This is a genomic window from Candidatus Hinthialibacter antarcticus, from assembly GCA_030765645.1.
Classification (GTDB): Bacteria; Hinthialibacterota; Hinthialibacteria; order Hinthialibacterales; family Hinthialibacteraceae; genus Hinthialibacter; species Hinthialibacter antarcticus.
On sequence record JAVCCE010000032.1, the window covers coordinates 36853 to 46413 of the forward strand.

A 9561-nucleotide genomic window follows, 5' to 3' on the forward strand; every position below is an offset into this window, starting at 1 on the left:
TTGTTTCGCACCTAAATGGGTAGGCATATTATTTTGATTTCAGGCGATAATATCGTTCGCTTCCAAGAATTTTTCGCACCCAAAACCCTGCGTGCTCTGGCCGGAATATTGCGAGGGGATTATGCGACAGGCCTTTCCAAATGAGTTGCCACCCGACCGTTTTATTTCCACGTTCCAGTTGACGAAGCCCATCCACAAACAGTAATGAATGCTCAACAAAATACAACAGAATTCGATAAAATAAAAATGCAAATTGATTGCGCCTTTTCCAATAATTCAGCGTACTGTCTACACGTTCCCGGATAAAAGTTCTTTCGCCGGCATGCCCTTTTTGTTCTTCATGCTTCCGAAAAGCAACGAGGTCATCGTCAAAATAATGGAAGCGATAGCGGCTTTGCGCTTTTAGAAAGAAGTCAAAATCCATAGAGTAATGATAATCGACAAGCAGTGGGCCGACAGCATCAAACACTTCACGCTTGAATACAGTACCCGGCTGCCAGAGACGCAACGCCCCCCACCACCAATGCAACATTTTCCACGGCGTATAATTAGGCGCATGTTTTTCTTTTGGTCGCCCGTCTGCATCAACAAAGAGAATATTGCTATAAATCACGCTCGCGTCTGGATGCGCTTGTATATACTCAGACAGTTTGTTTAACGCGCCCGGTAACAAATAATCGTCTGAGTTAACCCACACGATCCATTCATTGCTGCTGCGCTCGATTGCTTTGTTGATTGCGTCAGACTGCCCGCTGTCCGGCTCCGATATCCAGTTGAGAGTTTCGTAATTTTTCATCACCTCAATGGTACCGTCGGTCGATTGATTATCGGCAATTACATGCTCAACAGATGGATAATTTTGTTCCAGAACCGACTCGATATTCACGCGAATATACGCCGCCTGATTAAACGAGGGCGTCACTACGCTAAAACTGGGTGGCGATGATTGAGAAGCGTTTGTTTGTTGATTTGACGAGTTCATAGATTAATCAATTATGGGATTACAGAATAGCGCGGCTTAATTGACCACGTTTTCATATCGCGGTTGTAACATACATGGTTTGTCTTTGCAGCAAACCAACAGTGTTCCAATAGCACTTGGGGCGCGCCCCGAAATAATAAAGCGATGCGGCGAGCAAACGTCTTTGCGACGCTGGCTGATCCGCCGCCGTGCGCTGCGAGTATTTGGTTGATCTGATTTTCATATTCCTGCCAATGGACGTTGCTGCGTTGTTCATCCGTCCAACGAAAACACCCCAATGGAGCAGCAAGCGCATACACTTCGGCGTGCTGCCAAAACCGGAGCCATAATTCAAAGTCAGCCGCTAACGTATAAGTTGTGTTTAATTTGGCGCCCGCGCGCTGCCACAGTGAACGCCGCCAAAAGGTCGATTCCTGCTGCATCGCGGCATGCACCGTTCTATCCTGACGAAACTGAATTGCGTCGGGAAACAGAGCGCGGTTTTGATTAAATCCCGCTGTTTTTTCGGAGGCGACAATCACGCCGTCTCGATCAGCAAACATGGGAAATTGCGATGTTAGCCACTCAATATCAGGAAACGTCTCAAAGATATCCAACACAGCAGACAGCGTGTAAGGCAAATAAAAGTCATCGGCATTTAGCCAAGCGAGAATTTCGCCTTGCGCTATCGCAAATCCCTTGTTGATTGCATCGTACGGGCCGTCGTCCGCCTCAAAAATCAACACCACGCCGTCATATTCTTTAAGGATATCTCGCGTCCCATCAGTAGAACCGCCATCAACAATAATATGCTCGACGCCGCTGCAATTTTGCCGCTGAATACTTTCGACGACTGTATGAATCGTTTTCGCGGCATTAAAGCATGGCGTAACAATACTAAGGCGCGGCTTGGTGGCTGTCATTGTATGATTAGGAACCGGGCAGTATGAGTTGTTATCGATTTAGAGATCGCAAGCGCTTATTTTGTTGCTCGCGCTGCTGAGCAGTTGCATAATGATGGTACTTACGAAAATCGCTATCATCCTTCACAAAACACAAATCGATTTGAGCAAGCGCACCATCTAAGGGGCGGTATTGATGACCAAAAATATCATACGGCGCAAACCCTTGTGATTTCATAAATTCAATCAGGTCTACAATTGTTTTTCCATTTTCATAAAAGCGGAAAAATGATGTTTCAATAATCGCGAATTCTGTTTTTTGTAATACTTGTAGACCACTCTCTAACACATCAAGTTCAGCGCCCTGCACATCAATCTTCAATAAATAGGGCGGCTCTAATTGATTTGCGTCACAAACGGAGTCGAGCGTCTCAACTTTTACAGTCCGCACAACGCCATTTACATCACTATCCTCTTGTTCCAAATAAAATGATGAACCAAATAAATCAGGGTGAACATGTAATTCTTTTTCACCCGGTTCATTACTGAGAGCAACATTCAGACATTTTGCGTTTGGAATACGCTTCAGAGAGTCTTTCATCATATCGTCGTATTCTAAAAGAGGTTCGATCAACAAATAATTCGAGTTAGACAATACCTCTGCGCACATGACGCTCCACACGCCTTGAGCAGCGCCAACGTCGATCACAGAACGAATATCGACGCCAATATGCTGAATCTGACGCAACACTTCATACATTGATTGACGGTTCCACTCTTCCGCCGTCCGCCTCTGTACTAATTCTGCACCAGTAAGTCGAACCGCAGATTTAATTGCTTGTTTCAGCAGTTGGATCATTCAATTTAACCTTGCTCATCTCTTGGGTATACCAAGCGATGGTCTGTTTCAATCCATCTTCTAGCGACATTTGGGCTTCAAAGTTTATGAGATTTTTAGCCCGCTCAACATCCAAACATCGGCGCGGCTGCCCGTCCGGCTTGGTTGCGTCCCATTCGATTTGGCCTTGATAGTCGCACAGCCGGGCAATCAGTTCGACCAATTCGCTAATCCGAATTTCGCGTCCAGTTCCTAAGTTGATCGGCTCTGAACCGGAATAACGCTCTGCCGCGCATATAAGACCTTCAGCGCAATCATCAACATACAAAAATTCACGGCTGATCTTGCCCGATCCCCAGCATACAATGGAGGGGCGGTTTGCTTGCTTGGCTTCCAAACATTTCCGAATCAAGGCCGGTATGACATGAGAACTTTGCAAGTCAAAATTGTCTTTTGGTCCATACAGATTCACTGGCAATAAATAGATGCAGTCAAACCCGTATTCCTGGCGGTAAGATTGTGACATGACCAATAGCGATTTTTTGGCAATGCCATAGGGCGCGTTTGTCTCTTCGGGGTAACCGTTCCAGATTTCATCTTCGCGAAACGGCGTTGGAGCGAATTTTGGATACGCGCAAATGGTCCCGACTTGAACAAATTTCTCAACGCCGACTCGTCGCGCTTCTTCGATCAAATGAATTCCCATTGCCGCATTGGCGTAAAAAAAGCGTCCGGGATGTTTTTGGTTGGCGCCAATACCGCCGACTTCAGCAGCCAGATGAAACACAATCTCCGGCTGTTCATCGCGATACCACCTCCGGACATCTTCCTGCTCGGTAAAATCATATTCACTTCGGCGAGGGATCAATAAGGTTTCACACTCTCGCTTGCGAAGCCGCTGACAAAGATGTTTGCCCAAAAAACCATCACCGCCGGTTATCCCGACACGCCGTCCACTGAGATCAAGCTGCGTCATTCACGCCACCCCTGATTGCTTTGAAAGCCCGCATTTTGAAGAGTCTGTTCCCGTTTGGCCAATTCCAAATCAGCGTCACACATTCGTTTGACAAGTTCTTTAAAACTGACCTTGGGCTTCCAGCCTAATTTTTCATTAGCCTTGGTTGGATCGCCTAGCAGCAAATCAACTTCGGATGGGCGCATATAGCGCTCATCCTGCTTGACGTACTCGGCCCAATTCAAATCGAAATAGCCGAAAGTTTCATCAAGAAATTCTCGAACGGCGTAAGTTTCGCCCGTCGCGATAACATAGTCATCCGGCTCATCTTGCTGCATCATAAGCCACATCGCTTCTACATAATCTCGAGCATGCCCCCAATCGCGTTTGGAGTCGAGATTGCCTAAATATAAATAATCTTGAAGGCCTAACTTGATTCGCGCAGCGGCCCGCGTAATTTTTCGGGTGACGAACGTCTCGCCGCGGCGTTCTGATTCGTGATTGAATAAAATGCCGTTGCAGGCAAACATTCCATACGCTTCACGGTAGTTTGCAGTTTGGTGAAACGCATAGACTTTTGCGCACGCATAGGGTGATCGTGGATTAAACGGCGTGGTTTCAGACTGAGGCGTCTCGAGAACTTCTCCGTACATTTCACTTGAAGACGCTTGGTAAAATTTGGGCGTCTTGCCGCTTGTTTCTCCACAACCACGAATCGCTTCTAACAAGCGCAGGGCACCTCCGGCCACGACATCGGTCGTGTATACGGGCTGAATAAATGAAACCTTTACATGAGATTGCGCGCCCAAATTGTAGACCTCGTCTGGCTGAACCTTTTCGACAATCTGGTTCAGACTGTTCGCATCCGCTAAATCACCGTAATGCAAAAAAAGACGGGCGCCCGCTTCATGTGAATCAACGTACAAATGGTCAATACGGTCTGTGTTGAAAGAACTGGAACGACGGATGATACCGTGAACTTCATACCCTTTTTCAAGCAAAAGTTCAGCAAGGTATGAACCATCCTGTCCAGTAATTCCAGTAATTAGCGCTTTTGGCATCGTTAAATCAAATCCTTTCCATTATTGCTGATATTTATTTTGCATTGATGCAATAACCTGTAACACGAATAAGATATCGCAAAACTTTTTGTAAAAGATAGCAGTGATCTAGCACTCTTTACGGCCAGCATCGCCTAATTACGCTCACTTCATCTAACAATCCAAATACCTGCCGAACAAATTTTTCACCTGTGCGGTCATTTAAAATTGCTGCACTTTGCTCGATGAGTTGTTGCGCCAAATTCGGTTCAGATATAAATCGATAAAGAGTATCTGCAATATCACTTGGATTATGAGGATCAAAATACAAAGCAGAATCTCCAAGTTGTTCTTTGGCGCCTGGATAGTCTGATATAGCAACGGGACATCCAAGCGACAACGCCTCCAACGGTGGCAAGTTTTCTGGCCCGGAAAATGATGAATAAACTAATGCAATCGCATTCTTATATAACCACGCGAGTTCTTCTTTAGAGACAAACCCTAGAATATACACGGAATCAATTAAATTTAAATCTTGTATGACCCGATGAATATAAGTTTCATTAGATTGGTCGGAACCAGTCAATATAAGTTTAGGATTTTCACGTGTTTTTTGAAGCAATTGAGATAATGCATGAATCAAATTAACATGATTTTTATGCGCCCAAAATTGCGCAGGATAGAAAAAATATTTACTTGAAACAATGCCTGGGATATTAGAGAACCTTGTTGGCAGTGTAGGTTCTGACGGCAACATGGGAGTTGGATGAGGATTAACACAAACACGATTAGGAGGAATACTATAATACCAGCCTAACTCTTCGCGTCCAACGGTCGTACCAACAACTACTCGAAGAGCCCGCTTAAGAAAAGATGATTGCAACATTTCACGCTCATCCCATTCTCGATTAGATGAGACTTCAGGAAACCAAGGATGCGTACAATGTTGAATATCCCAAACCGTCGCGATATATGGAATGTCAATTGGGTCATAGTTTCCGCCAGCAACATACCAAACAATATCTGCCTTACTCTGACTTGCGCAGCGCTCAATGAGAGGTTTATATCCTTGAAAAATACGACGCAGTATAGGTGAAAAACGTATTGCCGTTGATATTCGTCCTTCAAAAAAACGATTTGGAATAATAGGAAAATATTCAATGTTTATTGAAGGCTTCTCATTTTCAAAACCTAAATCATGCGTGTATAGAATAAACGTATGATTTGATAAATGAGCATGCGTTTGAAGCGACTCTAATACAGATGAAATAAATGTGCTTCCGCCTCCAACTTCTGGCGACCAATTTGGAGCAAAAACGCCGATACGCATAATTTTAGTTTCTGATCTCTTGGATCAGCTCACAGATTCCATGAATATCTTCATCGGTTAACGAACAAGTAGATGGCAAATATAATCCAGAATCCCAAATATAATCCCCAACAGGACATGGAATCGCTCGAAAATCAGGAATTTCCAACAAACATGGTTGCTGATTCATTGGGCAGAAAAATGTACGTGTATCAACGCCTTTTTCTCTCAACTGTTTTGCAAATTCATCCCGTGAAAGTCCAAATTCAGGTTGAATGCAAACAGCATACATCCAGTATACATTGCGCGCCCACTCCATCTCGACGGGCAGTTGTAAACCAGGCACCTCTGATAGATATTTATTGTAGGTATGCGCAATCCTCCGCTTATCCGATATGACCGATTCAATTTTTTTTAATTGAGCCAATCCAAATGCAGCTTGATATCCAGTCATTCTATAATTATATGCTGCTATTTCATGGCGAAAACGCGGCTCAGTAAAACCCACATTGCGTAATAAGCGTAGTTTATCCGCTAAGTCATCATCATTAGTCACAACCATTCCGCCTTCACCAGTTGTGATAATTTTATTTGCATAAAAACTGTAACAACCTAAATCACCAAAACTCCCTGTCATCCGTCCGAATACTGTTGCGCCATGCGATTCTGCGCAATCTTCAATTACGCGCAAGTTATGTTTTCGTGCAATTTCCATCAATACATCCATATTGACTGGGTGGCCAAAAAGGTGAACAGGGATAATCGCTTTTGTTTTTGGTGTAATCAACGATTCAATCAAATCTAAATTCAGATTCCATGTAGTCGATTCAGAATCGACCGGTACTGGAACTGCTTGATTGTGTACAATTCCCAGGGCTGTTGAAATATTAGTGCTTGTACTCATTAAAACTTCATCGCCCCTGCCAACGTCAATGGCCCGAACCGCCATCTGCAACGCCGTCGAACCACTGGTGACCGCAATTCCGTGGCGACAACCACAATATGCAGCAAATTCACGCTCAAAAGTTTGAATATATGATCCAAAAGTACCTGAAATTTCACCCTTTTTTAGAGCATCTACGACATTGAGAATTTCTTCTTCGCCTATGATCGGTTCAAAAACAGGTATCATGATTTTTTTATTTCAACTTCCACTTTATCAAATTCAGGTCCCATAAATGGTCCTTGCTTTACGCTTATGCACTGCATATCTTCTATTACACGTATCGCATGTGTTCCATGGATTAATATAATAGCATCGCCAGGTTTCAATGTTGCGCTATGAAAATGAGAACCTTCATCGTCATATAAATCGACTGATACAACTCCCCTTTGAACCACGAACATTTGTTGTAAATCATCAACAGTACGTGAAAACGGTCGGTGATAGTGGGGCGGCTCATGATAACCAGCTCCATGAGCTAATAAACCAAATTGAAAAGAGGATTCGGGAGGTGAAAAGAATGTTGTTCTATCTACTTTTGTGTCAGCCCAAATAATTTCAGCATAACGAGTTTCACCATGTTCAATGACTTCGACGCTCATGTTATTTAAATCCTTACTTTATAATATCTTTGAGAATGCTTGTTTTGTTTGTTTCAATATCAACAATAGGAAGGGTATCTATAGCAGAAAAACGATCTTTTCCAGATAAATATGTTAATTCCCCTGCTTTGTTTCTTGATTCACGAAATCGGGATTCAACATAAGCGTCATCTACACTCTTTGGTTGAAGCCCGTTGAGCCGATCATGTCTTACAAAAAAAGCGTTATTACCCGCTTGATTACAACCGACAAGTTCATAACCCTTGCGTTTCGCTAGATGTTGCAACGCTTTCAATGAACATCCCCAATACAAATTAGAAAAATGTGCTTTGTTCCGTTCAAATATTGAGTCATATGGAATTGTAATCCCATGAGATTTTCCAAAAACGCTGTTGTATTCAACGATAACAATAACCGGATTAACAACGTCAATTTTTTCCCACACCCAATAATCGTTCCCATCGATATCAATTGAAAGCAATCCTATTTCTCCAGAAAGCCCTGCTTTGGATATCAACATATTTATATTGTCCAAGTCGATAAAAGCCGTAACAGCAGTAAGATCTTGCCTCCAATACAATTCACTCTTTTTCACATGTTGAATATTGTTTTCATCACCATCAATTATCAAACCTTTCCAATTGTTATTCATTAAAAGAAAACGCGTATTAGACTCTTCATAATTCTGCACTCCAAATTCAATAAAAATCGATTCGGCGTTAGTTATTTTTGTTATTCTAATTAAATACTGAATTATTCCATCTTCTCCAAATTGAGAAAACACCTTGAATTCCGACTTTTCTATATCGGACAGAACACCAAATTTTTCAACCTGCATACTAATAAGTTTACCCTGCAACAATTTGAGTGAAGTTAAATCAACAGAAGAGTCAGAGTTACGTGACAGAAAATGCTTGAACATTCGTAATAGTTTACGCAACATTAATATGCTTTCCTTAATTAATTTACTTTATTATTTTCAATTTGTATATATCTAAAAAACTGTTCATGTTTCTGAATAGCGAATTATCTTTTAATTTATGATTGAATATTGATATCGTTTGCTCGTTGATAAAATGCACCTTCCCAAACGACATCATTCAGTCTCGGTTGAAATTTAGCATCCCACGATTCAATTTTGCACCATTTTTTTTCTAACGCTGCATTTAATTTTGAACGTGAAAAAATCCACATTGGATAGCTTGCCTTATAGATTGAGGGAGAGACGCTTTGAATCGTAATATAATCTTCATCGTTTTCGGTTATTGGTAATCGATCATAAATTAAATATCGAGAATTCGCCTGTTCTGCTTCTTCTAGATAACGATATGGGTCAGGCAAATAACTTAAAGAACAAGCAAAAATTATTACATCAACTTGCCTACATGAAGCTTTTGTTATCGTGTTAAAAAACCTCAATTTCTTTGTTTTAAATTCTTTTTCTCCAGTACAAACGAGTTCTTCTTGCTCAACAACATTCCATTTAATTCCATTTGGTAAATTATTTAGAAAACGAAAATTCTGCCGATATGTGCTTCCAAGCGCACCACCAAAATCAATAACATTTAAACTTTGATTATCAATTGCTACTTTCATTAAACAGGCTAACAGAGGCCAATCATAATTAATGCGATCAAACAACACAGTATCTCTTTCGTATATTGACTCACCATTCACAACTGAGCGGGTAGATTCAATTAACCTTTCAAAAAAAACTTTCTCGTTATACCCACCACACTGCCTTGAAGCATCCTCCCAACAAAAGTAAACACCTTTAAAACCACCAGAACTTTTAAAATCTTTACGAGGTAAAAATCTTGCTACGCAGTATTTTAAAATTTTTATAATTAGTTTCACCAGTATTATCCTTAAATTTTTTAGAAATTTTGTAACAGTTTAGCCGTTTGAAGAGATTTGGGTTGTTTCCTCTTTACAACTCACTCTATTTTAGCTTCCCTGATTCTGTATTCATTTGATAGCGTCACTTGATAATCGGGTTGAAGGATCATGT

At 41.7% G+C, this 9561-nt stretch carries 10 protein-coding genes; all 10 read right to left on the reverse strand.

The annotated features are described in order from the left end of the window. Nucleotides 1-28: 28 nt before the first annotated feature. A complete protein-coding gene (locus tag P9L94_08475) occupies nucleotides 29-982 on the reverse strand; it encodes a glycosyltransferase family 2 protein (protein ID MDP8244099.1) in 954 nt (317 codons plus the stop codon). A gap of 11 nt (nucleotides 983-993) precedes the next feature. Beyond that, on the reverse strand, nucleotides 994-1884 hold the full coding sequence (locus P9L94_08480; GenBank protein ID MDP8244100.1) for a glycosyltransferase family 2 protein: 891 nt from the start codon (nucleotides 1882-1884) through the stop codon (nucleotides 994-996). A 31-nt stretch (nucleotides 1885-1915) separates the two neighbouring features. Further along, nucleotides 1916-2722, reverse strand: a complete 807-nt coding sequence (locus P9L94_08485) for an FkbM family methyltransferase (GenBank protein ID MDP8244101.1) — start codon at nucleotides 2720-2722, stop codon at nucleotides 1916-1918. After that, a complete protein-coding gene (locus P9L94_08490) occupies nucleotides 2694-3677 on the reverse strand; it encodes a GDP-L-fucose synthase (GenBank protein MDP8244102.1) in 984 nt (327 codons plus the stop codon). Before P9L94_08490 ends, P9L94_08485 begins: the two co-directional genes overlap by 29 nt. Beyond that, nucleotides 3674-4717 carry a GDP-mannose 4,6-dehydratase gene (gene gmd, locus P9L94_08495; protein MDP8244103.1) on the reverse strand — a complete coding sequence of 348 codons (1044 nt, stop codon included), beginning with the start codon at nucleotides 4715-4717 and terminating at the stop codon, nucleotides 3674-3676. Before gmd ends, P9L94_08490 begins: the two co-directional genes overlap by 4 nt. A 118-nt stretch (nucleotides 4718-4835) precedes the next feature. Continuing rightward, nucleotides 4836-6026, reverse strand: coding sequence for a glycosyltransferase family 1 protein (locus P9L94_08500; GenBank protein MDP8244104.1), 1191 nt, complete (start codon nucleotides 6024-6026; stop codon nucleotides 4836-4838). 4 nt (nucleotides 6027-6030) lie between these two features. Beyond that, nucleotides 6031-7137, reverse strand: a complete 1107-nt coding sequence (locus P9L94_08505) for a DegT/DnrJ/EryC1/StrS family aminotransferase (GenBank protein ID MDP8244105.1) — start codon at nucleotides 7135-7137, stop codon at nucleotides 6031-6033. Further along, nucleotides 7134-7550: a hypothetical protein gene (locus tag P9L94_08510; protein MDP8244106.1), complete on the reverse strand. Its 417-nt coding sequence runs from the start codon at nucleotides 7548-7550 to the stop codon at nucleotides 7134-7136. Before P9L94_08510 ends, P9L94_08505 begins: the two co-directional genes overlap by 4 nt. Nucleotides 7551-7563: 13 nt before the next feature. Continuing rightward, nucleotides 7564-8493 carry a hypothetical protein gene (locus P9L94_08515; protein MDP8244107.1) on the reverse strand — a complete coding sequence of 310 codons (930 nt, stop codon included), beginning with the start codon at nucleotides 8491-8493 and terminating at the stop codon, nucleotides 7564-7566. 95 nt (nucleotides 8494-8588) lie between these two features. Then, on the reverse strand, nucleotides 8589-9407 hold the full coding sequence (locus tag P9L94_08520; GenBank protein ID MDP8244108.1) for a methyltransferase, TIGR04325 family: 819 nt from the start codon (nucleotides 9405-9407) through the stop codon (nucleotides 8589-8591). Nucleotides 9408-9561: the final 154 nt, after the last annotated feature.

Excerpts from the sequence above, each read along its gene's own strand:
- P9L94_08475 (MDP8244099.1), bottom strand. The coding sequence starts at position 982 with ATGAACTCGTCAAATCAACAAACAAACGCTTCTCAATCATCGCCACCC.
- P9L94_08480 (MDP8244100.1), bottom strand. The coding sequence starts at position 1,884 with ATGACAGCCACCAAGCCGCGCCTTAGTATTGTTACGCCATGCTTTAAT.
- P9L94_08485 (MDP8244101.1), bottom strand. The coding sequence starts at position 2,722 with ATGATCCAACTGCTGAAACAAGCAATTAAATCTGCGGTTCGACTTACT.
- P9L94_08490 (MDP8244102.1), bottom strand. The coding sequence starts at position 3,677 with ATGACGCAGCTTGATCTCAGTGGACGGCGTGTCGGGATAACCGGCGGT.
- gmd (MDP8244103.1), bottom strand. The coding sequence starts at position 4,717 with ATGCCAAAAGCGCTAATTACTGGAATTACTGGACAGGATGGTTCATAC.
- P9L94_08500 (MDP8244104.1), bottom strand. The coding sequence starts at position 6,026 with ATGCGTATCGGCGTTTTTGCTCCAAATTGGTCGCCAGAAGTTGGAGGC.
- P9L94_08505 (MDP8244105.1), bottom strand. The coding sequence starts at position 7,137 with ATGATACCTGTTTTTGAACCGATCATAGGCGAAGAAGAAATTCTCAAT.
- P9L94_08510 (MDP8244106.1), bottom strand. The coding sequence starts at position 7,550 with ATGAGCGTCGAAGTCATTGAACATGGTGAAACTCGTTATGCTGAAATT.
- P9L94_08515 (MDP8244107.1), bottom strand. The coding sequence starts at position 8,493 with ATGTTGCGTAAACTATTACGAATGTTCAAGCATTTTCTGTCACGTAAC.